Source organism: Oceaniovalibus sp. ACAM 378 (assembly GCF_008085915.1).
In the GTDB taxonomy this organism is placed as follows: domain Bacteria; phylum Pseudomonadota; class Alphaproteobacteria; order Rhodobacterales; family Rhodobacteraceae; genus Oceaniglobus.
This window is the reverse complement of record NZ_VSJK01000001.1, coordinates 381134-405116: the sequence shown is the minus strand read 5'-3', so window position 1 is coordinate 405116 and position 23983 is coordinate 381134. Positions and strand designations below refer to the sequence as shown.

General features: G+C 60.3%; 25 protein-coding genes. 22 read left to right on the top strand and 3 right to left on the bottom strand.

Translation table 11 applies throughout. The annotated features are described in order from the left end of the window. The first annotated feature begins 67 nt into the window (after nt 1-67). The 22 genes from nuoE to FQ320_RS01730 all read left to right on the top strand — a co-directional run bounded on the left by nuoE (nt 68) and on the right by FQ320_RS01730 (nt 19865). Entirely contained in the window at nt 68-1450 is a 1383-nt protein-coding gene (gene nuoE / locus FQ320_RS01830; RefSeq protein WP_148469417.1) for an NADH-quinone oxidoreductase subunit NuoE, read from the top strand. A 46-nt stretch (nt 1451-1496) separates the two neighbouring features. Next, the gene (locus FQ320_RS26285; RefSeq protein WP_255509334.1) at nt 1497-2201 is read left to right on the top strand and encodes an NADH:ubiquinone oxidoreductase; all 705 of its coding nucleotides are present in this window, start codon (nt 1497-1499) and stop codon (nt 2199-2201) included. Nucleotides 2202-2275: 74 nt separating this feature from the next. Next, entirely contained in the window at nt 2276-2509 is a 234-nt protein-coding gene (locus FQ320_RS01820) for a DUF5337 domain-containing protein (RefSeq protein ID WP_148469415.1), read from the top strand. Between the two features lie 10 nt (nt 2510-2519). Continuing rightward, entirely contained in the window at nt 2520-3818 is a 1299-nt protein-coding gene (nuoF, locus tag FQ320_RS01815) for an NADH-quinone oxidoreductase subunit NuoF (RefSeq protein WP_148469413.1), read from the top strand. Between the two features lie 144 nt (nt 3819-3962). Continuing rightward, entirely contained in the window at nt 3963-4328 is a 366-nt protein-coding gene (locus FQ320_RS01810; protein WP_148469411.1) for a hypothetical protein, read from the top strand. A 124-nt stretch (nt 4329-4452) separates the two neighbouring features. Then, nucleotides 4453-4860 carry a DUF5333 domain-containing protein gene (locus FQ320_RS01805; protein ID WP_148469409.1) on the top strand — a complete coding sequence of 136 codons (408 nt, stop codon included), beginning with the start codon at nt 4453-4455 and terminating at the stop codon, nt 4858-4860. A gap of 2 nt (nt 4861-4862) precedes the next feature. Continuing rightward, nucleotides 4863-5309, top strand: coding sequence for a hypothetical protein (locus FQ320_RS01800; RefSeq protein ID WP_148469407.1), 447 nt, complete (start codon nt 4863-4865; stop codon nt 5307-5309). Nucleotides 5310-5465: 156 nt separating this feature from the next. Continuing rightward, nucleotides 5466-7484, top strand: coding sequence for an NADH-quinone oxidoreductase subunit NuoG (gene nuoG, locus FQ320_RS01795; protein ID WP_148469405.1), 2019 nt, complete (start codon nt 5466-5468; stop codon nt 7482-7484). Between the two features lie 6 nt (nt 7485-7490). Continuing rightward, the gene (locus FQ320_RS01790) at nt 7491-7886 is read left to right on the top strand and encodes a hypothetical protein (protein ID WP_148469402.1); all 396 of its coding nucleotides are present in this window, start codon (nt 7491-7493) and stop codon (nt 7884-7886) included. A 24-nt stretch (nt 7887-7910) separates the two neighbouring features. Continuing rightward, nucleotides 7911-8951, top strand: coding sequence for an NADH-quinone oxidoreductase subunit NuoH (gene nuoH / locus FQ320_RS01785; protein ID WP_148469400.1), 1041 nt, complete (start codon nt 7911-7913; stop codon nt 8949-8951). Between the two features lie 140 nt (nt 8952-9091). Continuing rightward, nucleotides 9092-9586, top strand: coding sequence for an NADH-quinone oxidoreductase subunit NuoI (gene nuoI / locus FQ320_RS01780; protein WP_148469398.1), 495 nt, complete (start codon nt 9092-9094; stop codon nt 9584-9586). A 5-nt stretch (nt 9587-9591) separates the two neighbouring features. After that, entirely contained in the window at nt 9592-9771 is a 180-nt protein-coding gene (locus FQ320_RS01775; RefSeq protein WP_148469396.1) for a hypothetical protein, read from the top strand. Then, on the top strand, nt 9768-10382 hold the full coding sequence (locus tag FQ320_RS01770; RefSeq protein ID WP_148469395.1) for an NADH-quinone oxidoreductase subunit J: 615 nt from the start codon (nt 9768-9770) through the stop codon (nt 10380-10382). The genes FQ320_RS01775 and FQ320_RS01770 overlap by 4 nt, the downstream gene beginning before the upstream one ends. A gap of 120 nt (nt 10383-10502) precedes the next feature. Further along, nucleotides 10503-10808, top strand: coding sequence for an NADH-quinone oxidoreductase subunit NuoK (gene nuoK / locus FQ320_RS01765; RefSeq protein WP_148469393.1), 306 nt, complete (start codon nt 10503-10505; stop codon nt 10806-10808). Nucleotides 10809-10813: 5 nt separating this feature from the next. Further along, nucleotides 10814-12889, top strand: coding sequence for an NADH-quinone oxidoreductase subunit L (gene nuoL, locus FQ320_RS01760; RefSeq protein ID WP_148469391.1), 2076 nt, complete (start codon nt 10814-10816; stop codon nt 12887-12889). Between the two features lie 3 nt (nt 12890-12892). Next, the gene (locus tag FQ320_RS25480) at nt 12893-13048 is read left to right on the top strand and encodes a hypothetical protein (protein WP_187393736.1); all 156 of its coding nucleotides are present in this window, start codon (nt 12893-12895) and stop codon (nt 13046-13048) included. Nucleotides 13049-13099: 51 nt separating this feature from the next. After that, nucleotides 13100-14641, top strand: a complete 1542-nt coding sequence (locus FQ320_RS01755; protein WP_148469389.1) for an NADH-quinone oxidoreductase subunit M — start codon at nt 13100-13102, stop codon at nt 14639-14641. A 12-nt stretch (nt 14642-14653) separates the two neighbouring features. Further along, a complete protein-coding gene (nuoN, locus tag FQ320_RS01750; protein ID WP_148469387.1) occupies nt 14654-16090 on the top strand; it encodes an NADH-quinone oxidoreductase subunit NuoN in 1437 nt (478 codons plus the stop codon). Next, nucleotides 16080-16832, top strand: coding sequence for a biotin--[acetyl-CoA-carboxylase] ligase (locus tag FQ320_RS01745; RefSeq protein ID WP_148469385.1), 753 nt, complete (start codon nt 16080-16082; stop codon nt 16830-16832). The genes nuoN and FQ320_RS01745 overlap by 11 nt, the downstream gene beginning before the upstream one ends. A gap of 10 nt (nt 16833-16842) precedes the next feature. Beyond that, nucleotides 16843-17622, top strand: coding sequence for a type III pantothenate kinase (locus FQ320_RS01740; RefSeq protein ID WP_148469383.1), 780 nt, complete (start codon nt 16843-16845; stop codon nt 17620-17622). Continuing rightward, complete coding sequence (locus FQ320_RS01735) at nt 17619-19286, top strand: ribonuclease J (RefSeq protein ID WP_148469381.1); 1668 nt, start codon at nt 17619-17621, stop codon at nt 19284-19286. Before FQ320_RS01740 ends, FQ320_RS01735 begins: the two co-directional genes overlap by 4 nt. 153 nt (nt 19287-19439) lie before the next feature. Then, on the top strand, nt 19440-19865 hold the full coding sequence (locus FQ320_RS01730) for an OsmC family protein (protein WP_148469379.1): 426 nt from the start codon (nt 19440-19442) through the stop codon (nt 19863-19865). A gap of 54 nt (nt 19866-19919) precedes the next feature. Here the strand turns inward: FQ320_RS01730 and FQ320_RS01725 are convergent, their stop codons facing one another. From FQ320_RS01725 to FQ320_RS01715, 3 genes are all read right to left on the bottom strand, one after another. Further along, nucleotides 19920-20528: a hypothetical protein gene (locus FQ320_RS01725; protein ID WP_148469377.1), complete on the bottom strand. Its 609-nt coding sequence runs from the start codon at nt 20526-20528 to the stop codon at nt 19920-19922. A gap of 71 nt (nt 20529-20599) precedes the next feature. Continuing rightward, nucleotides 20600-22192 carry a DEAD/DEAH box helicase gene (locus FQ320_RS01720; RefSeq protein ID WP_148469375.1) on the bottom strand — a complete coding sequence of 531 codons (1593 nt, stop codon included), beginning with the start codon at nt 22190-22192 and terminating at the stop codon, nt 20600-20602. A gap of 181 nt (nt 22193-22373) precedes the next feature. After that, nucleotides 22374-23981 carry a peptide chain release factor 3 gene (locus FQ320_RS01715; RefSeq protein WP_148469373.1) on the bottom strand — a complete coding sequence of 536 codons (1608 nt, stop codon included), beginning with the start codon at nt 23979-23981 and terminating at the stop codon, nt 22374-22376. Between the last annotated feature and the right edge of the window lie 2 nt (nt 23982-23983).

The following is a 23983-nucleotide window of genomic DNA, read 5'->3' as shown; positions in this document are numbered from 1 at the left end:
TTCTTCTTTGCAAAAATACTCCCGCCGGAGGCTCCGCCCTCCGCCAAGATCACAGGGATCCGACCTGATGCTCCGCCGTCTTCACCCAGAACAACCCGACTCTTTTGCTTTCACCGGGGCCAATATGGCCTGGGCTGAAGGCCAGATATCGAAATACCCCGAAGGCCGTCAGGCCAGTGCGGTGATCCCGTTGCTGTGGCGCGCTCAGGAACAGGAAGGCTGGCTGTCGCGCCCGGCGATCGAATACGTCGGGCGGATGCTCGACATGGCCTATATCCGGGTGCTTGAGGTCGCGACCTTCTATTTCATGTTCAAACTGGCGCCCGTGGGCAGCGTTGCGCATGTTCAGGTCTGCGGCACGACGTCCTGCATGATTTGCGGCGCCGAGGATCTGATCGCGGTCTGCCGCGCAAAGATCGCACCAAATCCGCTTCAGCTGAGCGAGGACGGCAGGTTTTCCTGGGAAGAGGTGGAATGTCTGGGTGCCTGTGCAAACGCGCCCATGGCCCAGATCGGCAAGGATTATTACGAGGATCTGACCACTGAAATCCTCGTGTCGCTGCTCGATGACATGGCCGCGGGCAAGGTGCCTGTTCCCGGGCCGCAGAACGGTCGGTACGCCGCCGAACCGGCCAGCGGTCTGACCAGTCTGACTGAATATTTCGACGACCGCGCCAAATACAATGCAAGCGCCGGTCTGGCCACGGATCTTGGCGATACGCTGAAACGGATCGATGGCACCGAGGTGCCGCTGCTCATGCCGTGGCGCGCGGCCCACAACGAGGCTGCATCGCAGGATGCGGATCGGGACGATCTGATGCCGCCGTCCGGGCAAGGGGACAAGCCCACTCCGGGGCCGAAACCTTCGCGCGACAAACCGATGGATGAAACCGGGATCACCCAACAGGAAGCCACCGAAGAAACGATCGGCCATCCCGAAGCTGAAGCGCCCGCCGAAGAGACCGCAAATCCCGCCGACATGAAACTGGCGGCTGGCGGCCGGACGGTGACGACGCCCTCAACAGATACGAGCCTGGCGACAGATGCCGCCCCGATGACAGATGCGGGCCCGGCGACAGATGCAGTCTCGGAGTCCACCCCGCTCGCCACATCGGAAACAGCCCCGGCACAATCCGAGGCCAGCCGCGCTGCCGGCGATATCGCCGATGCCGACACCATGCGCCCGGCGCCTATGGACGGTCCGCGTGATGGCAAGGCGGACGATCTCAAGGCGATCAAGGGCGTCGGTCCCAAACTTGAGGAATTGCTCCACTCGCTTGGCTTCTATCATTTCGATCAGATCGCGGGTTGGTCGCCGGCTGAAATCGCCTGGGTCGACCGCAATCTGGACGGGTTCCGGGGCCGGGTGATTCGCGATGACTGGGTTGCTCAGGCCACCCTGCTGGCGACGGGACAGGAGACAGAATTCTCGAAACGCGCTAAGTATTGAAACCGGGGGGTGATATTTTCGTCACCCGGACAGGGAGATCGAAGCGATGCCACAGGACAACAGAAATACCTGGCTGATTGCCGGCGCTGTCGGCTTTGTGGTCTTTCTTATTCTCATGGCTCTGCTCGGTTTCGGTTTCGGGTCGGCATTTTTGACCGGCCTTGTCGTGGCGGTGGTTATGGCACTGTACCAATTGTTCGGCGGGGGCGGCAGGACGGATGTCGCGCCAATGGCGCAGGGTGTGCGCGGGCCGGCGCCTGTGGCTGATCTGTCGGCGGCGCGTCAGGATACGCCCGTCGCCCCATCGCCAGCCGCGGATCTATCGCAGGGCGATGCAGAACCCACGCCCAGCCCGGTCTCTCCCTTGCCCGTGGCCTCTGTGACGGCCGAACCCGGCGATTCCGCGTCACCGATCCCGCCTGAGGTTAAGCCGGCCATGGCCGAACCGGTGGATCAGGTAGCAGCCAATGCCCCGGAGCATGGTGTGGTTGCCGGGGCCCGGCCCGCCGCGCTGGAGGGGCCGCGTGATGGCAAGTCAGACGATCTCAAGCGGATCAAGGGGATAGGTCCCAAACTGGAGCAGCAGTGCAACAGCCTGGGCTTTTACCACTTTGATCAGATTGCCGCATGGGACAGTGACGAAGTGGCCTGGGTCGATGCCAATCTTGAAGGGTTCAAGGGGCGCGTCAGCCGTGATACCTGGGTCGAACAGGCGCAGTTGCTTGCCGAAGACGGCAAAATCAGGACTTAGACAAAGGTCGGCGGTGGGTGGATTTACTGACCCGCACCCGACGCAACAACGGCCCCGCGCCACCGGAGTGACAGATGGACGATCCGACCCCCAGCGAAGACTCGCTTGCCCGTCAGCAGCGCGCTGCGGGTTTCGTGATCGCCGGCGCCATGGTGGGGTGGATGGGGGTGCAGTTTTTGGGCTCACAGGGCATGATCACTGAACGTGTGATGTTCCTGTTCGATTTCGCCGCGCTGGCCGCTATGGTCTGGGCGTTGGTGGTGGTTTACGGGGTCTGGCGCAAACGCCGGGCAAACCCGCGCAAGTAGGAAGATGACGATGCTGAAAGACCAGGACCGGATTTTCACCAACCTTTACGGCATGCATGACCGCACGCTGGCGGGGGCGCAAAAGCGTGGCCATTGGGATGGCACCGCCGGGATCATCGACAAGGGACGCGACTGGATCGTGGACCAGATGAAGGCATCCGGTCTGCGTGGCCGGGGCGGGGCGGGTTTTCCGACCGGCCTGAAGTGGTCGTTCATGCCTAAGGAAAGCGACGGGCGTCCGTCCTACCTCGTGGTCAATGCGGATGAATCCGAGCCGGGCACCTGCAAGGACCGCGAGATCATGCGCCACGATCCGCACACCCTGATCGAGGGGAGCCTGATCGCATCCTTCGCGATGCAGGCCCATGCCTGTTATATCTACCTTCGCGGCGAATATATCCGCGAGCGTGAGGCTTTGCAGGCCGCGATCGACGAATGTTACGACGCCGGTTTGCTGGGCCGCAATGCATGCGGAACAGGGTGGGATTTTGACGTCTACCTGCACCACGGTGCTGGCGCCTATATCTGCGGCGAAGAAACCGCATTGCTCGAATCGCTCGAGGGCAAAAAAGGCATGCCGCGGATGAAACCGCCGTTTCCGGCGGGGGCGGGGCTGTATGGATGCCCCACCACGGTGAACAACGTCGAATCGATTGCTGTTGTGCCGACGATCCTGCGGCGCGGTCCCGAATGGTTCGCCGGGTTCGGACGGCCAAACAACGCAGGAACCAAACTGTTCGCGATCTCGGGTCATGTGAACAACCCTTGTGTGGTCGAAGAGGCGATGTCGATCAGCTTTGAAGAACTGATCGAGCGTCACTGCGGCGGTATTCGTGGCGGGTGGTCGAACCTCAAGGCGGTGATTCCCGGTGGCAGTTCAGTCCCCCTGCTGCCCGGCAAGATCATGAAGGAAGAGGCGATCATGGACTTCGACTGGCTGCGTGACCAGAAGTCGGGTCTTGGCACTGCCGCCGTGATCGTGATGGACAACAGCACCGATGTGATCAAGGCGATCTGGCGGCTTGCGGCATTCTATAAGCATGAAAGCTGCGGCCAGTGCACGCCTTGCCGCGAAGGCACCGGCTGGATGATGCGGGTTATGGAGCGCCTTGTGAGGGGCGATGCGGAACCCGAAGAGATCGACATGCTGCTGGACGTCTCCAAGCAGGTCGAGGGGCATACGATCTGCGCCCTCGGCGATGCCGCGGCCTGGCCGATTCAGGGTCTGATCCGCCATTTCCGCGACGAGATCGAGGACCGGATCAAACACAAGCGATCAGGACGGGTCAGCGCGGTGGCGGCAGAGTAGGCAATCAGTGACAGTCGCACCTGTGATGCAACGCCGGTCGGGTGACGTAGTCCTTCGGACCGATGCAACGCAGGGCGGCAGGTTGCCTGAATCTGCAACCACGGCTATGGCTGGTGCGACAACAGGCAGGGGCGCGGGCAGAATATGACACGACGAGTTAATCCGACATTGGTGCGCGCGCTTGTACTTGTATGTGCCAGCGCTGTTGTCTCTGCCTGCGGCGTGCCCGAACGGCTCGGCTTGGGCAGATCCGCCGAACCTGAGGCGGTGCTGCCATTTGCCGCCAAACTGACTGAGGGCGACCAGCCGCGGCAGTTTTTGGTTCGGGTCAACGCCGGGGGTGCCGGATTGGCCGAGGTGCGGGAAAGCGCGCGATTCCCGGCCACAGCCCATTGCCTGCTGGATTTTGGCGGCTCGGACATCGACTGGAACACCGGTGCCGATGGTGACTGGCTGGTGGCGCGCGATGACGCCGATCTGATTGTATCGGGTGCCTGCGCTTCGCGGTGATCGGGGCCTGGCGGCCCAAACCTCTTGCAATTCAGCGGTGCCGTGGGCACCTTGGCGGAACCGGACGTGAAACCCCGGTGTTTTGGAGTGTGCGGACACCTGAAACCTCCCTATGGAGACCGAAATGACCAGATTGACCGTTGCCGCCCTGTTCGGGCTTACCGTTTTTGCCGCTGCACCTGCTGCGGCTCTGGTGCCGTTGCACCAGAATGAACGGGTGGTGAATTCCTTCTATGCCATTGGATTGGCCGATGAGGTGCGCAAGAACTGCCCGTCGATTTCACCAAGGCTGCTGCGCGCCTATAACTATTTGAAATCGATAGAAAGCTATGCGCGCAATGCGGGTTATTCCGATGCGCAGATCGAGGATTTGACCGAGAATAAGGCCGAGAAAGAAAAGTTACGCGCTAAGGTGCGTGCCGATTTGGTCCGGCGTGGAGCGAAACCGGGGTCGCCCGAGGGATATTGCTCTGTCGGACGGGAAGAAATTAAAAATGATACGGCAAGTGGGCGGCTTTTGAAGGAGAATTGAAAATGGGACGGATGGCATTTTTTGGCGCGGCGGCGTTGACTGTGGCATTGGCCACAGCCGCCCCTGCCCATGACATCGCAGGTTTGCACGATCACGTTCTTTTGGCCCCCGGCGCGTATAATGATGCGCAACCGGGGCGAGAATATCTGGGGCATTTCATTCACGGCAGGGTGCACCATGGCACCGCGCACCACGGCGACGGGCATCTGAACGCGGGTGCGTTGTACAAGACAAGCGCCGGCGTGTTCTATTCAGGGGCCGGTCGCAGCTTTGCGATTTTTGTTTCGCCCAATCTGGTGAGCGAGGCGACAGCACGCCGCACCGCCACCGAAGCTGCGCTCGCCCACTGCCGAAGCGTCCCGGGCACGACGCGGGTCGCCTTTGACAAAGTGACGCGCCACGCGCCTGATTTGATCTCGGCATGGCTGTTTCAGGGAAGTTGCCGCTGAAATCGGTCTCGAACTGCGCGTCATGGTGATGCAACTGTGCGGATCGCCGTTGCAGTCGGGCGCGATGTGTTCCAAATGTGAGGCAACGAGGAACGTCTGGGTCAGGTAGGCACCTGATTGCCCGGTCGTCGGACCAGAGCGAACAGGACACGAGCCATGGCCGATCTGCGAAAGATCAAAATCGACGGCAATGAGATCGAGGTCGATCCTGCCCTGACCCTTATTCAGGCCTGTGAACTGGCCGGGATCGAAATTCCCCGATTCTGTTACCACGAACGGCTGTCGATCGCCGGAAACTGCCGGATGTGCCTTGTCGAGGTTGTCGGCGGTCCGCCAAAGCCCGCCGCAAGCTGTGCCATGCAAGTGCGCGATCTGCGCCCGGGGCCGGAAGGCGCACCGCCCGAGGTCCGGACCAACAGCCCGATGGTCAAGAAGGCCCGCGAGGGCGTGATGGAATTTCTGCTGATCAACCATCCGCTGGACTGTCCGATCTGCGATCAGGGCGGCGAATGCGATCTTCAGGATCAGGCGATGGCTTACGGCGTTGATTTCAGCCGTTTCCGCGAACCCAAACGTGCCAATGCCGATATGGATCTGGGGCCACTGGTCGGCACCCATATGACGCGCTGCATTTCCTGCACCCGCTGTGTGCGCTTCATCACCGAAGTGGCCGGTATCCCCGAGCTTGGGCAGACGGGCCGGGGCGAAGATTCCGAGATCACCTCCTATCTGGGCAAAACGCTCGATTCCGAGTTGCAGGGCAATATCATCGACCTGTGCCCGGTTGGGGCGCTGACCTCCAAGCCCTATGCCTTTACTGCGCGTCCTTGGGAGCTGTCTAAGACCGAAACCATTGACGTGATGGATGCGCTTGGGTCGAACATCCGGGTCGATACAAAGGGGCGCGAGGTCATGCGCCTGCTGCCCCGCAACCATGATGGCATCAATGAGGAATGGCTGAGCGACAAGTCGCGCTTTGTCTGGGACGGATTGCGCCGCCAGCGGCTGGATCAGCCCTATGTCCGCGTCGATGGCAGGCTGAAGCCGGTTACCTGGCCCGAAGCGCTGAAGGCCGCAGCCGAGGCGATGCAGGGCAAGAAAGTCGCCGGTCTCATCGGCGATCTGGCCCCGGTTGAGGCAGTGTTTGCCCTGAAGCAACTGCTTGAAGGGCAGGGCGGTCATGTCGAGTGCCGCACGGACGGAGCGAAACTGCCTGCGGGCAACCGATCCGGCTATGTCGGGACGGCGACAATCGAAGATATCGATAATGCCAAATTTATCCAACTGATCGGCACCAATCCGCGCGTCGAAGCGCCGGTTCTCAACGCCCGTATCCGCAAGGCCTGGCTGCGCGGTGCCGAAGTCGGTCTGATCGGCGAAGCGGTCGATCTGACCTATGACTATGCCCACGTTGGCACTGCGCCCGCCGATCTGGCAAAGCTGCTGGACGGTGACTTCGGCAAGGTGCTGGACCAGCCGTCGCTGGTGATTGTTGGACAGGGCGCCCTGTGCCGCGAAGACGGTGCGGCGCTTCTGGCCCAAGCGATGGCGCTGGCCGAGAAAACCGATTCGCGATTGCTGATTCTGCACACCGCCGCGGGGCGCGTCGGTGCTATGGACGTCGGGGCCGTGACCGAAGGCGGCATCACCGCCGCGCTGGACGGGGCCGAGGTCGTGTATAATCTGGGCGCTGATGAGGGCGATATTCCCCCCGGCCCCTTGGTGATTTATCAGGGCAGCCATGGTGACAGGGGTGCACATCGCGCCGACATCATCCTGCCTGCCGCCGTCTGGACCGAGGAACAGGGGTTGTTCGTCAACACCGAAGGCCGCCCGCAACTGGCGTTGCGTGCCTCGTTCCCTCCGGGTGAGGCCAAGGAAAACTGGGCGATCCTGCGTGCCCTGTCTGCCGAAATGGGGGCAACCCTGCCGTATGATTCGCTGGCCGCGCTGCGCCGCGCCCTGATCAACGCGGTTCCGCATCTGGGACTGATCGACGATGTGCCGGTCAACGATTGGCAGGCGGTCGAATCAGGCGACACCGGCGATGCGGCATTCCGCCCCGCCATCGCCGACCACTATTTGACCAACCCGATCGCCCGGGCCAGCGTGCTGATGGCAGAACTCAGCGCAAACGCCCGTGCACGCAAGTCTCCTCCCCTCGCGGCGGAGTAGGGTGCGATGGGCCGCAGTGGCGGATTGGCCATCACCTGCGTGTTGTTGGCAGGCTGTGAACCGGTGAATCCGACGGTCGATCAGTTGGGGCTCGTTCCGGATTATGTCGGGGTGCAGACGCGACTGCTGGACGGCGATCTGGTGAATTTTCTGGTCGAGGCCCGGGGGGCCTTGCAGCCATCGGACGTGGCGCGTTATGCCGAGTGTGCTGCGGCGCAGTATGCGCTGATCCGTGGCTATGGGTTTGCGCGCCATGTGCGCACGAATGTGGATGAAGAGGGTGGCCTTTGGCGCGGCGATGCTGTTTACACCATTTCGCCAGCGTTGCCTCAGGGGGTCAGGACGATCGACGCCGAAGTCGTGGTCGATCGTTGTCGCGAAAGCGGCATACCCACTGTGTGAAAAGATCGGATCGAAGGGCGGGACATGGTTGAGTTTTTCACAGAGACGTCTCTGGGCATCGCGCTGCTGATTCTGGCGCAATGCCTGTTGATCGTTGTTCCGCTGCTTCTGGCGCTTGCGTTCCTGATGTATGCTGACCGCAAGATCTGGGCGGCGGTGCAGATGCGCCGTGGCCCGAACGTGGTGGGTGTCTTCGGTGTGCTTCAGTCCTTTGCGGACTTCCTGAAATACATCGTGAAAGAAATTGTCGTGCCTGCAGGGGCCGACCGCGTCGTGTTCTTTCTCGCACCCCTTATTGCCTTTGTTTTACCGGTGATCACCTGGTCGGTGATTCCGTTCAATGACGGCTGGGTTCTGTCGGACATCAACGTCGCGATCCTGTTCATCTTTGCCGTCTCGTCGCTTGAGGTATACGGCGTGATCATGGGCGGATGGGCCAGCAACTCGAAATATCCGTTTCTGGGCAGCCTGCGGTCCGCCGCGCAGATGATTTCATACGAGGTCAGCCTTGGTCTGATCATCATCGGCGTCATCATCTCGACCGGCTCGATGAACTTTGGCGATATCGTGCGCGCACAGGACGGCGATCTCGGGCTGTTGAATTGGTACTGGATACCGCACTTTCCGATGGTGTTCCTGTTCTTCATCTCGGCGCTGGCTGAAACCAACCGCCCGCCGTTTGACCTGCCCGAGGCCGAATCAGAATTGGTCGCCGGCTATCAGGTGGAGTACTCGAGCACGCCGTTCCTGTTGTTCATGATCGGCGAGCTGATGGCCGTCGTGCTGATGTGTGCACTGGTGTCGCTGTTGTTCTTTGGTGGCTGGTTGTCGCCTCTGCCGTTCCTGCCCGATGGAATGTTCTGGATGGTGCTGAAGATGACCATGGTTTTCTTCATGTTCTCCATGGTGAAGGCGATCGTGCCTCGCTACCGCTATGACCAGCTCATGCGCCTTGGATGGAAAGTGTTCCTGCCGTTCTCGCTGTTCTGGGTGGTTCTGGTGTCGTTCTTCGCACATTTCGGAGCCTTTGGCGGCGCCTATGCCCGCTGGGCCGTGGGGGGCTGAGCAATGGCTGGAAACCTTGAATACGATGTTGCCGGGGCGCCAAAGACATTACCCCAGGGGATGAATCCGGGGCTGGCAGGGCGCACACGCGCTGTCGGCACGCCGGTTGCCCAGATCAAGACAATGCCGGGGAGCGCACAATGAGCAAGTTCGACTATGTCCGCGCAGGCAAGTATTTCCTGCTGGTCGATATTCTTATCGGCTTCAAACTTGGGTTCAAATATTTCTTCGCGCCGAAGGTCACGCTGAACTATCCCCATGAAAAGGGGCCGCTGTCGCCCCGGTTCCGCGGCGAACATGCGCTGCGCCGCTATCCCAATGGCGAAGAGCGTTGTATTGCTTGCAAACTGTGCGAGGCGATCTGTCCCGCTCAGGCGATCACTATTGACGCCGAACCGCGCGACGACGGCAGCCGCCGCACCACGCGCTATGACATCGATATGACGAAATGCATTTATTGTGGCTTCTGCCAAGAGGCCTGCCCGGTGGATGCCATCGTCGAGGGGCCGAACTTTGAATTCGCGACCGAAACACGCGAAGAACTCTACTATGACAAGACCAAGCTGCTTGAGAACGGCGACCGCTGGGAAGCCGAGATCGCGCGCAATCTTGAAATCGACGCGCCATACCGGTGAATGACATGAGCGACACCCAAACCATGCAGAGACCGGGGCGGCTGAGCCGTCCCAACCTGCCCGAGGCATTCGACATTCGGGCCGGGACGTGGCAGATCCCCGAGTTCACGCGCGGGGCCATGCTGCGCAAGTCAAAGGTTAATCCGGTCGCGCTCCGGTTCGATTCATGCGAGGAGACAAGATGACCGTCGCCGTATTCGCCTTTTACATGTTCGCGATCATAACTGTCGCGGCTGGCCTGTTGGTCGTGATCAGCCGGAATCCGGTGCATTCGGTGCTGTGGCTGATTCTCGCGTTTCTGTCCTCTGCGGGCCTGTTCGTGCTGCTGGGCGCCGAGTTCGTCGCCATGCTGCTGATCATTGTCTATGTGGGCGCCGTGGCGGTTCTGTTCCTGTTTGTCGTGATGATGCTGGATGTGGATTTCGCCGAAATGCGGGCCGAGATGTCGCAGTATATGCCGCTGGCACTGCTGATTGGCGTCGTGATCCTGATGCAACTGGGCATCGCATTCGGCGTCTGGGAAGCAAGCGAGCAAGCGGTCGGACTGCGGGAAGCCGTGGCCGCCGATTTCGATGGCGCCGACAATACCACGATGCTGGGTATGTTGATTTATGACCGCTATATTCTGCAATTCCAACTGGCTGGACTGGTCCTGCTGGTGGCGATGATCGGAGCGATCGTGCTGACCCTGCGGCACCGCACGGACGTCAAACGTCAGGACGTTATCGCTCAGATGATGCGCGATCCCGCTGTGGCGATGGAAGTGCGCGATGTGAAACCGGGGCAGGGACTTTGACAGGAGGGAATACCGATGTCGACCAATACAATCGTCGTACTTGTCGTCGTGCTGATCGTACTTTTCGGCGGATACTCATTTCTGGGCTGACTTGCCCGAACGAACAAAACGGATGAACCGATGATCGGAATCGAACATTATCTGACTGTTGCGGGCACGCTGTTCGTGATCGGCATCTTCGGCATATTCCTGAATCGCAAGAACGTGATCGTGATCCTGATGAGCATCGAACTGATGCTGCTGGCGGTGAACATCAACTTCGTCGCCTTTTCGTCATTCCTTGGCGATCTGGTGGGGCAGGTCTTCACGATGTTCGTCCTGACCGTGGCCGCAGCAGAAGCGGCGATCGGGCTTGCGATTCTTGTCTGTTTCTTCCGCAACCGTGGAACCATCGACGTTGAAGACGTCAACGTGATGAAAGGCTGATCGCAGTGGAAACCATCATCCTTTTCGCCCCGCTTGTCGGTGCCCTGATCTGTGGTTTCGGTTGGAAACTGATCGGTGAAAAGCCGGCACAGTGGACAGCGACCGGACTGCTGTTCTTTGCGGCGCTGCTGTCGTGGATCGTGTTCCTGTCATTCGACGGCGAAACCCGGCAGATCCCGATTCTGAACTGGATCGAGTCGGGCAGTCTTGTCGCCGACTGGGCGATCCGGATGGACCGGCTGACCGCCATCATGCTGATCGTGGTGACAACGGTATCGTCGCTGGTTCACCTGTATTCGTTCGGCTACATGGCCCATGACGTGAACTTCCGCGAAGGCGAAAGCTACCGCCCGCGCTTTTTTGCCTATCTGTCGTTCTTCACCTTCACGATGTTGATGCTGGTGACGGCAGACAACCTGTTGCAGATGTTTTTCGGCTGGGAGGGCGTGGGTGTCGCGTCCTATCTGCTGATTGGGTTCTACTACCGCAAACCCAGCGCGAATGCGGCGGCGATCAAGGCGTTTGTGGTCAACCGGGTGGGCGATTTCGCCTTTCTGCTGGGGATCTTCGCCATCTATATGGTGTTTGACAGCACCCAGTTTGCGACGATCTTTGCCGAAGTTCCCGGCAAGAGCGACGAGAGCCTGCGGTTCCTCTGGGCCGACTGGAACGCGATCGAGGTGATTTGCCTGCTGCTGTTCATCGGTGCCATGGGCAAATCGGCGCAACTGTTCCTGCACACCTGGTTGCCCGACGCGATGGAAGGCCCGACGCCGGTTTCGGCCCTGATCCACGCGGCCACCATGGTGACGGCGGGTGTGTTCCTTGTCTGCCGCATGTCGCCGCTGATGGAGTTCGCGCCCAATGCGACAATGTTCATCACTGTGATCGGCGCGACGACGGCGTTCTTTGCCGCCACCGTCGGACTGGTGCAGAACGACATCAAGCGGGTGATCGCTTATTCGACCTGTTCACAGCTCGGCTATATGTTCGTGGCTGCCGGTGTCGGGGTCTATTCCGTGGCGATGTTCCACCTGTTCACCCATGCCTTCTTCAAGGCGATGCTGTTCCTCGGGGCCGGTTCGGTCATTCACGGAATGCACCACGAACAGGACATGCGGAACTATGGCGGGCTGCGTAAAAAGATGCCCTATACGTTTTGGGCAATGATGATCGGCACATTGGCGATCACCGGTGTCGGTGTCCCGCTGACCCATATCGGTTTCGCCGGTTTCCTGTCCAAGGACGCGGTGATCGAAAGCGCGTGGGCCGGCGGCACCGGCTATGCCTTCTGGCTGCTGGTCATCGCGGCGATGTTCACCAGTTTCTATTCCTGGCGCCTGATGTTCATGACGTTCTTCGGTGAATCGCGCGGCGACAAGAAAACCCACGATCACGCCCACGAGAGCCCCACGGTGATGCTGGTGCCGCTTGGCGTGCTGGCCGTCGGGGCGGTGTTGTCCGGGATGGTCTGGTTCAATCCGTTCTTCGGCGACCACGACAGCGTCAACCGCTTCTTCGGCATGGACAAGGGGGCGGTGCATGCGAGCGCCGCGCCATCAGGCGAAGAGGGTGCGCATGCAACCGATGAGCCTTCGGCCGAGGGACAGCCAACCGAAGAACACGCTCCGGTACCGGGGCAGGGCGCAATCTATATGTCACCCGACAATCATGTCATGGAAGACGCGCATAATGCGCCGGTCTGGGTCAAGGTCAGCCCATTCATCGCCATGATGATCGGTCTTGTCACCGCCTGGCTGTTCTATATCCGCGACACGACGCTGCCGGCGCGTCTGGCCGAGAATCAACCGCTGATCTATCGGTTCCTGCTGAACAAATGGTACTTCGACGAACTTTACGATCTGATTTTCATTCGTCCTGCCAAGGCGTTTGGGCGGTTCCTGTGGAAAAAGGGTGACGGCAAGGTGATCGATGGCGGCATCAACGGCCTGGCCATGGGGATCATTCCGTTCTTCACCCGCATGGCGGGGCGGGCACAGTCGGGATACCTGTTCCATTACGCTTTCGCGATGGTGCTCGGCATTACGATCCTGATCACTTTGATGTCGATCAAGGGATGAGGGATGTATATCGAACACCGCGCCATCACCGGCATCTGCGTTGCAGCCACGGGGCTTTCGGCCCTTCCGCTGCCGGGCGAGGCCTTGCGCAATCTGTCAGCCGCCGCCGCGGGGCGGTCAACGAGCCGTCGATTCCGGTTTTTGCGGGCGGCAGCATGATTAATCTTGTTTCCATCGTTGCCCCGGTGACGATCTCTCCGGAGTTCCGGCATGGATAACCTTCTTTCCATCGTCACGTTCATTCCCGCATTGGGCGCGCTGATCCTTGCGCTGTTCCTGCGCGGTGATGATGAGGCGGCCCAGGGCAACGCAAAATGGCTGGCGCTGATCGCGACCTCTGCGACCTTCCTTGTGTCGCTGTTTGTCCTGTTCGGCTTTGATCCAACCGACACGGGCTTCCAGTTCGTTGAAGAGCGAGACTGGATGATGGGGCTGAAATACAAGCTTGGCGTCGATGGCATTTCGGTGCTGTTCGTCATGCTGACGACGTTCCTGATGCCGATCACCATTCTGGCTTGCTGGGATGTGAAACACCGTGTCAAAGATTACATGATCGCTTTCCTGCTGCTGGAAACGATGATGCTGGGCGTGTTCGTCGCGCTGGATCTGATACTGTTCTATTTGTTCTTCGAGGCCGGCCTGATCCCGATGTTCCTGATCATCGGGATCTGGGGCGGGGCCGAGCGGATTTATGCGTCGTTCAAGTTCTTCCTCTATACCTTCTTCGGCTCGGTTCTGATGCTGGTGGCGATGGTGGCGATGTTCGTCGATGCGGGCAGTACCGACATTCCGACCCTTCTAGCCCATAATTTCGGATCGTCGACCTTCAGTCTGCTGGGAATTCAGGTTGTCGGCGGCATGCAGACCGTGATGTGGCTGGCGTTCTTTGCGTCCTTCGCGGTGAAACTGCCCATGTGGCCGGTGCACACCTGGCTGCCGGACGCTCACGTGCAGGCACCCACGGCCGGATCGGTTGTTCTGGCCGCGATCCTGTTGAAACTGGGCGGATACGGATTTTTACGGTTCAGCCTGCCGATGTTTCCTGTCGCATCCGAAATCATGGCGCCGCTGGTGCTGTGGCTCAGCGCCATTGCGATCGTCTATACCTCGCTTGTGGCGCTGGCGCAGACGGATATGAAGAAATTGATCGCCTATTCCTCGGTCGCCCATATGGGATATGTCACTGCGGGTATTTTCTCGATGAACCAGCAGGGGATCGACGGCGCCATCTTCCAGATGCTCAGCCACGGCTTCATCTCGGGCGCGTTGTTCCTGTGTGTCGGCGTGATCTATGACCGGATGCACACCCGCGAAATCGACGCCTATGGCGGTTTGGTGAACCGGATGCCCGCCTATGCGATGATCTTCATGCTGTTCACCATGGCCAACGTCGGACTGCCGGGCACCAGCGGGTTCGTCGGTGAATTCCTGACGCTTGTGGGCGTGTTTCAGGCGAACACCTGGGTGGCCGTCGTCGCCACCTCTGGCGTGGTCCTGTCGGCGGCCTATGCGCTTTGGCTGTACCGCCGGGTGGTCATGGGCGATCTGATCAAGGAAAGCCTGAGGTCGATCACCGACATGACCACCCGCGAGCGGGCGATATTCGCGCCGCTTGTGGTGATGACAATCCTGCTGGGGATCTTTCCAGGGCTTGTCCTCGATATTATCAGCCCGTCCGTCGGACATCTGATCGGCGGAGTTGAAACCGCACAGGGGGCGTTCCACGCCGCCAGCCAGACCGCGCAGAACTAGGGATTTCAGAGAATGACAAACGATCTTTTCCAGATCCTGCCTGAAATCCTGCTGTCAGTCTTTGCCATGCTGGGGCTTCTTGCAGGGGCGTATTTCGGCAAGGACGCATTGGCGCGGCCGCTGCTTTGGCTGACGGCTGCGGTTATGGCGCTGCTGGGTGTGGCCATCGCCACGGGTGCTGAAACATCAACATCCGCGTTCCACGGCATGTTCGTCAACGATGCTTTTGCGCGCTTCGCCAAGACGCTGATCCTGCTGTCCGCCGCCGGAATTCTGGTCATGAGCGAGCAGTACATGACCCGCCGCAATCTGTTGCGGTTCGAATACCCGCTGCTGATCTCGCTCAGCGCCGTGGGTATGATGGTGATGGTCAGCGCGGGCGATCTGATGACGCTTTACATGGGGCTCGAGCTGCAATCGCTCGCGCTCTACATTGTAGCATCCTTGCGGAGGGACAGTCTGAAATCGACCGAGGCGGGGCTGAAGTACTTTGTTCTTGGGGCGCTGTCTTCGGGTCTGCTGCTTTATGGCTGTTCGCTGACCTATGGCTTTTCCGGAACCACGCTGTTCTCGGGGATTATCGCTGCGGTCGGCGACAGTCAGCCGTCTGTCGGACTGCTGTTCGGCCTGGTCTTTGTGATTTCGGGAATGGCATTCAAGATTTCGGCGGTTCCGTTTCATATGTGGACGCCGGATGTGTATGAAGGGTCGCCAACCCCGGTCACCGCGTTCTTTGCCACGGCACCCAAAGTGGCCGCGATGGGGCTGTTTGCCCGCGTGGTGCACGACGCCTATGGCGGCATCGTTGGCGACTGGCAGCAAATCATCGTTTTGCTGTCCGTGGCTTCCATGCTTTTGGGGGCGGTCGGCGGCATCGGCCAAAGGGACATCAAGCGTCTGATGGCCTATTCCTCGATCTCGCACATGGGCTATGCCCTGATCGGGCTAGCCGCGGGTACGGCTTTCGGGGTCCAGTCGATGCTCGTCTACATGTCGATCTATGTCGCGATGAACATCGGCACGTTCGCCTTTATCCTGTCGATGGAAAAAGACGGACAGCCGGTAACGGACATCGGATCGCTGAGCCAATATTCGAAACGCGAACCCCTGCGCGCGCTGGCGGTTATGGTGCTGATGTTCAGCCTTGCGGGCGTGCCGCCGATGCTGGGTTTCTTTGCCAAGCTGAATGTCTGGCAGGCCGGGCTTGACGCCGATCTCTTTTGGTTGGTGGTTGTCTCGGCCGTCGCATCGGCGATCGGTGCATTCTATTACCTCAGGATCGTGTTCCTGATGTACTTCGGCAAGGACGACCAAGGGCTTGAGGCTGGCGCTTCGCCTGTGCTCTGGGGGTTCCTCATGGCTTCTGCGGCGGCAATGATTCTGGGCGTGGTGAACCTGTTCGGGATCGAGGGCGCGGCGGCTGCCGCGGCAGCGACCCTTGTCAACTGACCCCGGCGCGATCTGGCCCGAAGGCTATCGCCGGATCGTTCTGGACGAGGTTGACAGCACAAACGCCGAGGCGTCGCGGATTGCCGCCGATCTGGATCGTCCGACCTGGATCATGGCCCATCGCCAGACCGCCGCGCGGGGGCGACGTGGCCGGGCTTGGAACATGGCGCCGGGCAATTTTGCCGCCACACTTCTGATGCGGCCCGGCGGCGTGCCAGCCTGGGCGGCGCTGCGGTCTTTTCTGGCGGCCAATGCAGTGTTCGAAACTCTGGCGCTGCATGTGGACCGGACGCGATTGTCGAACAAATGGCCGAACGATGTGCTGCTGGATGGTGGCAAGGTCGCGGGAATTCTGCTGGAAAGCGCTGGCAAGGGCGGACAGATCGATTGGCTGTCGATCGGGATCGGAGTGAACCTGACGAGTGCGCCGGTGCTGCGCGACAGTCTCTTTCCGCCGGTATCGCTTGCCGAACAGGGTGGGGCAAATGTGACTGCGGAGACCTTCCTGACCGAGCTTGCCGGTTTTTATGCGTCCGAGGAATCGATCCTTGAACAGTTGGGTTTTGCGCCGATCCGTGAAAAATGGCTGCAAAATGCCGCGCGCGTCGGCGAAGTGATTACCGCCCGCACGGCGGATGGCGAACATACCGGCACCTTTGAAACTGTGGACGATGCCGGGCAACTGGTGCTGATAACATCCAACGGGCCTATGACCATTCCTGCCGCCGACGTATATTTCTGAAGGGCGCGATATGCTGCTGGCCATCGACTGCGGAAACACCAACACCGTCTTTTCCATCTGGAACGGAACGGAATTCATCGCAACCTGGCGGACCAGTACCGAATGGCGCCGGACGGCGGATCAGTACTATGTCTGGCTCTCGACCCTGATGAAATTCCGCGACGTAGAGGCGGTGATCACCGAAGTGATCGTCAGCGCGACCGTGCCACGCGTGGTCTTTAATCTGCGTGTGCTTGCGGACCGCTATTTCAATTGCCGGGCTCTGGTCGTAGGCAAACCCGACTGCCTGCTGCCGGTCGATGTCCGGGTCGATCTTGGCACCGCTGTGGGGCCGGATCGTCTGGTCAATACCGTGGCGGGACACGATATGTTTGGCGGCGATCTGATCGTCGTTGATTTCGGCACTGCGACGACTTTTGATGTGGTGGCTGGCGACGGTGCCTATATCGGTGGGGTGATTGCCCCCGGCGTGAATCTGAGCCTCGAGGCGCTGCACAATGCGGCTGCGGCGCTGCCTCACGTGGACATTTCTAAGCCGCTTAAGGTGGTCGGTACGAATACCGTCGCCTGCATGCAGTCGGGTATCTTCTGGGGCTATCTGGGCCTTGTGAAAGAGATCTGCGCACGGATCAAGGCCGAGCGTGATCGCCCGATGCGCATAATTGCAACCGGGGGGCTGGCCCCGCTGTTCCAGCAGACAGAACCAATATTTGACGTCTGGGAAGACAATCTCACGATGCACGGTCTGACCGTGATTCATCGGTACAACAAGGATATACAAGCTCGATGAGCAAATCACACCTGATCTACATGCCCCTCGGCGGCGCCGGGGAAATTGGCATGAACTGTTATGTTTATGGCTATGGCCCGAAAGGCAAAGAACGTTTCATCATCGTCGATCTGGGGGTCACATTCCCCGATATGGACGGATCGCCCGGCGTCGATCTGATCTTTCCCGATATTTCGTGGATCGCGGACCGTGCTGACCGGTTGGACGGCATATTCATCACCCACGCCCACGAGGATCACATCGGCGCCCTGGGCCTGCTTTGGGCACGGCTGAGGGCGCCGGTGTATTGCCGCGCCTTCACCTCGATCCACGCACGTCGCAAGATGGAAGAGCAGGGACAGGATGCGTCCCATGTGAAGGTCACCTCGCCTTGGCCCGAAACCGTGCAGGCCGGGCCGTTTTCGGTCGGGTTCCTGCCGATCTCGCATTCGATCCCCGAAAGCAGCGGTCTGGTCATCGACACACCTGAAGGCCGGGTCTTGCACACGGGCGATTTCAAGCTCGACAAGACACCGCTGGTTGGCGAGGCATATGACCCGGAATTGTGGGCGTCGGTGGCGCGCAGCGGCGTAAAGGCTCTGGTCTGCGATTCGACCAATGTGTTTTCGAAACATCCTGGCCGCTCCGAGGCAAGCCTTGGCGACAACATAACCGCCCTGATTGCACAGCAGCCGGGTATGGTGTTGGCAACGACTTTTGCCTCGAACGTGGCACGGTTGCGCACTTTGGCTGTGGCCGGGGTCAAGGCCGGGCGCACCGTCTGTCTGCTTGGGCGGGCGATGCAGCGCATGGTCGACGCGTCAGAGCGATCTGGCGTGCTGACCGATTTTCCGGCAACCGTCCCGGTCGAAGAGGCGCGCGACCTGCCGCGCAACAGTCTGATGCTGATCGTGACCGGATCTCAGGGTGAGCGCCGGGCGGCCAGTGCGCAATTGGCCCGCGGCAAGTATCTGGGCATGAAGATGAAGGATGGTGATACCTTCCTGATGTCGTCCAAGATCATCCCGGGCAATGAGCGCGGTGTGTTCCGGATCGTTAACGCCTATTCCGAAATGGGCGTGGATGTGATCGACGACAACGATGGGCTGTACCATGTATCCGGCCATGCCAACCGTCCCGATCTGCTGGAGTTGCAGAATCTGGTGAATCCGCAAATCGTGGTGCCGATGCATGGCGAACACCGCCACCTGCGCGAACACTGCAAGATGACGGAAGCCGCTGGCCGCACCTCGGTTCTGGCGCCGAACGGCACCTGCATTTCGCTGTCGTTTGATGTGCCGCAAGTGGTGGAATACGTCGAAACTGGCCGGACCTATCTGGATGGATCGGTGCAGATCGGTGCCTTGGACGGAGTTGTGCGCGATCGTATCCGCATGGCGCTGAACGGCCATGCCGTCGTGACGCTGATCATGGATGAAAACGACGATCCGCTGGGCGATCCATGGGTCGAAACCATGGGGCTGCCGGAAACCGGACGTTCGGGCAGTCCGCTGACCGAAGTGCTGGAAGCCGATCTTGCGAAGGCTGTTGGACGGCTGCCCGACAAGATTCTGACCGATGATGCGAAGCTGGACGAAGCACTTCGCAAGGCCATTCGCCAGAGCGCCAATGACGAAGTCGGGCGCAAGCCCGAAGTGACGGTTGTGGTCAGCCGACTGAGTTGACCGGACCGGGACGTGCGTGTGACTATGTGCGTTAGGAACCGGGCCTGGCCATCGGCTGGCTAGGGTTCACGGAACGCAAAAATCATTGAACAATGCCCGGGTCAGGGCGTTGTTCGGTGAATGGTTCTCTAACAGAAAAGCAAAGGACACCACATGATCAAGAAAAGCGGTTCCGCAAAATGGTCGGGCGGTCTGAAGGATGGCAAGGGCCATGTGTCGACTGAATCCGGCGTGCTGAGCGATCAGCCCTATGGATTCAACACCCGTTTCGAAGGTGCCAAGGGCACCAATCCGGAAGAACTGATCGGCGCCGCCCATGCTGCCTGTTTTTCCATGGCGTTCAGCCTGATCTTGGGCAACCATGATCTGGTCGCCGACGAAATCGCCACCAAAGCGACTGTGGCGCTCGAGGAAAAGGATGGCGGCTTTGCGATCACCAAAGTGCATCTGGATGTGACGGCAAAAATCCCCGGCGCGTCACAGGAAAAGTTCATGGAGGTCGCCAACGCGGCCAAGTCCGGTTGTCCGGTCAGCAAACTGCTGACGGCCGAAATCACGATGGACGCAAAACTGGTCTGACGGCGGTGCGTTATGAAACGATGGACACCCCGGCGGGTTCGCTGGGGTGTTCGCTTATTCGCTACAGACGTAGACGGCGCTGCCGACAGCCACCACGGTGACCGCTGTCGCAGCCAGCACCGCAGGGGCCGACAGGGCCGTCGCCAGCCCTGATCCTATGGTGCCAAGGGTGCTGGCAATATAACTACCTGACCCTGTCAGGATCGCTGCGCCCGAACTGTGCAACAGTGATCTGTCCGGGCCGGTCCCAAGCGCGGTATCGGCAATGGCGCGGGCGGCGGCGCTGCCCACGGCCAGGCTGGTGTCTTTTGTCGCATTCACCCTTTCGCAGGCGGTTGCACTGCACCGGCCACGGTAATTTCGCGTGCCCGGGACCAGAAGAAACCCGTCCTCTGCCTGTTCGCTTAGGCAATAGCCGTCGATGTCGTCAGCGGGCACTTGTTGACCCAGAAAAACGATCAGAGTGCGGCTGTCACATTCGGGATCCCGGTCGCGCAGGGCATCAATCCGACGACCCGGCCAGGTCAGCAAACGCTCGCGTCGGCCCGCCTTTTCGCCGTCCTTCAGGAAAGTCTCCCGGTCGATCCGCACCAATTCGCCGTTCACGACAGAGGCACAGATGTTCTGCGCCGCCGCCCCATGGGCGCCGAATATCGCGGCCATCGCGATCAGTGCAAAACTGAACCGTCGGCAGCGACGATCTTGACGCTGTCTCAGGCCGGCACCGGGCCTGATCACTCGGCGCGCCGTTCGTCAAAGCTCATCGCGATGAAGCCGGGCAGATGGTCGCCCAAGCCGACGACAACTCCCTTGTCGCCGTTGTCGTTATGGCGCGAAGAGCGGCCCCGGTCAGAGGATTGGCGACGCTCGCCCTTGTCATGGGCGGGCTGGCGTTTTCTGTCGGTGTTTTCCGAGGCTTCAGGAGCCGAAGTTCGGGCTGTGACCGGGGCAGGGGCCAGAGCTGGTGTTGGAGCGGGTGCAGTTTCGCGTACCGGTTCTGCCCGGGCGATTTCGCTGCGCGCTTCGGGTTTGGCTTCGGGTTTGACGTCAGTCTTGTCCGTCGCAGGTTTACGGGTCCGTGACCGCGTGCGCCGCTCCGGGCGGGGCGCGGCGTCTTCGCCGGTGGCGTCGGTCGGCGCGGGTGTGGCTGCGACTGCGGCAGGTGCGGCGGCAGTTTTGCCCAAAGGGTTGTCCAGACGGGGGATCGGTTTGCCAAGCAGCCGTTCGATGTCTTCGAGGTTTTTCTCATCCGACGGCACGCAGATCATCATCGCCTTGCCATCGCGCCCGGCGCGGCCCGTGCGCCCGATCCGGTGAACATAGTCTTCGGCGTGGCTGGAGACATCAAAGTTGAACACATGGCTGACACTGGGCACATCCAGTCCGCGCGCCGCGACATCCGAGGCAACAAGGAACCGCAATTTGCCTTCGCGGAACAGATCCAAAGTGCGCGTGCGCTGGGACTGGTCCAGATCGCCGTGGATCGGCGCCGCGTCATAGCCGTCTTTCTTCAATGATTTCGACACGATATCCACGTCGGTCTTACGGTTGCAAAAGATGATCGCGTTGGTGCACTTGTCACCTTCGTTGTCGATCATCGTCCGCAGGATATTTCGCTTTTCGCTAGCCTGACGGTCCTTTCGCGTTGGCTGGAACATCACGACACCCTGTTCAATGGTTTCCGATGCGGTCGCCTGACGCGCCACTTCGATCTTGACCGGGTTGGACAGGAAGGTGTTGGTGATCCGCTCGATCTCGGGCGCCATTGTCGCCGAGAAGAACAGGGTCTGGCGGGTAAACGGCACAAGGCCGAAGATGCGTTCGATATCGGGAATGAACCCCATGTCGAGCATCCGGTCGGCTTCGTCCACCACCATGATCTTGACGTCGTTCAGGATCAGTTTGCCACGCTCCTGGTGGTCCAGAAGACGGCCGGGCGTGGCGATCAGCACATCGACGCCCTTGTCGATCAGCAGATCCTGTTCCTTGAACGAAACGCCGCCGATCAGCAGTGCCTTGGTCAGTTTGACGTATTTCGAGTAGGTGTCGAAGTTTTCGGCCACCTGCGCGGCCAGTTCCCGCGTCGGGCAAAGCACCAGCGAACGCGGCATCCGTGCCTTGGCCCGCCCGCGCGCAAGGGCGTGGATCATGGGCAGGACGAAACCGGCGGTCTTGCCGGTGCCGGTCTGGGCGATGCCCAAAACATCGCGGCCCTGAAGCGCCGCGGGAATTGCGCCTTCCTGGATCGGAGTGGGGGTCGTGTACCCCGCCTCGACGATTGCTTTCAGGATTTTTGCATCAAGGTTCAGGTCTGAGAATTGTGTCATGCGGTTCCGATGGTTGTCGGACCGATTTATGGCCCGAGCGTCAAATGTGCGCGGGCCCGGATGGCCACCCCTGCCAGAAATGGCAACGCGCTGCGCCGCTGCTAGTACAACTGCGCCGAAAGGTCAACGTGACAAGGCGATAGAGCGGCAATTGGGCGCGGGTTTTGCCTCTGCCGCGGCATCAAACCATCATTTCCTTGGTCGCAGTCAGTTTGACCTGCGGGTGGTCACGTTCGATCCGGTCGATATCCCATTGCAGTCGGGTCAGGAATACCGTGTCGCCGTCATTGTCCGTGGCGATATGGCTTTTGTTGACGTTAATCAGTTTATCAATCGCGGCGTCGGGGCCCGAGGCCCAGCGGGCGCTGGTGAATTGCGACTGTTCGAATCGCACGGGCAGGCCATATTCCAGCTCGATCCGCGAGGCCAGCACTTCGAACTGCAGCGGGCCGACGACACCAACAATGAACCCGCCGCCCAGCATCGGCTTGAACACTTTTGCCGCGCCTTCTTCGGCGAATTGCATCAATGCCTTTTCCAGGTGCTTGGATTTCAACGGATCGCCCGCCCGACAGTTTTGCAGCAACTCGGGTGCAAAGGACGGGATGCCGGTGACGCGCAGCGCCTCACCTTCGGTCAATGTGTCGCCGATCCGCAGCTGGCCGTGGTTCGGGATGCCGATGATGTCTCCGGCCCAGGCCTCTTCTGCCAGCTCCCGGTCGGAGGCGAGAAACATCACCGGATTGCTGATCGACATGATCTTTTTGCTGCGTACATGGGTCAGTTTCATGCCGCGTTCGAAATGCCCCGAGGCAAGCCGCACAAAGGCCACCCGGTCACGGTGCTTCGGGTCCATGTTCGCCTGAACCTTGAAGACAAAGCCGGTGACCTTTGTTTCGTCAGGGGAAATTTGCCGTGGCACGGCGCGCTGTGGCTGTGGTTCAGGGCCGAATTCGGCGATCCCCTCCATCAATTCCTTGACGCCGAAACTGTTGATCGCGCTGCCGAACCAGATTGGCGTCAGCGTTCCTTCAAGCAGGGCCTCCCGGTCGAAGGCGGGAAGCAGTTCGCGCGCCATCGCCACCTCCTCGCGCAGGGTGGCCAATTGCGCGGGAGGCACATGTTCGGCCAGTTTCGGGTCGTCCAGCCCGTTCAGCCTGATCGATTCGCCGATCTTGTTGCGGTCGGCACGGTCCATCAGTTCAAGCCGGTCGTGCAGCATGTCGTAGCAGCCCAGAAAATCGCGCCCCATGCCGATTGGCCAACTGGCCGGGGTAACGTCGATGGCCAGATTTTCCTGAATTTCGTCGATGATCTCAAAGGTATCGCGGCTTTCGCGGTCCATCTTGTTACAAAACGTCAGGATCGGCAGATCGCGCAGGCGGCAGACCTCAAACAGTTTTTGCGTCTGGGATTCAACACCTTTGGCGCCGTCGATCACCATCACTGCCGCATCCACTGCCGTGAGGGTGCGATAGGTATCCTCGGAAAAGTCGCTGTGCCCGGGGGTGTCCACTAGATTGAACCGGAAGTGCTTGAAATCAAAGGACATCGCCGAGGCAGACACAGAGATTCCGCGGTCCTTTTCCATCTGCATGAAGTCCGACCTTGTGCGCCGCGCCTCGCCTTTGGCGCGGACCTGTCCGGCCATCTGGATGGCACCGCCGAACAGCAGGAATTTCTCGGTCAGCGTGGTCTTGCCCGCATCCGGGTGGCTGATGATGGCAAAGGTCCGGCGCCGGGCAATTTCCGGCGGCAGGGCGGGCGCGTTTGAGGTTTTGTCAAGCATGG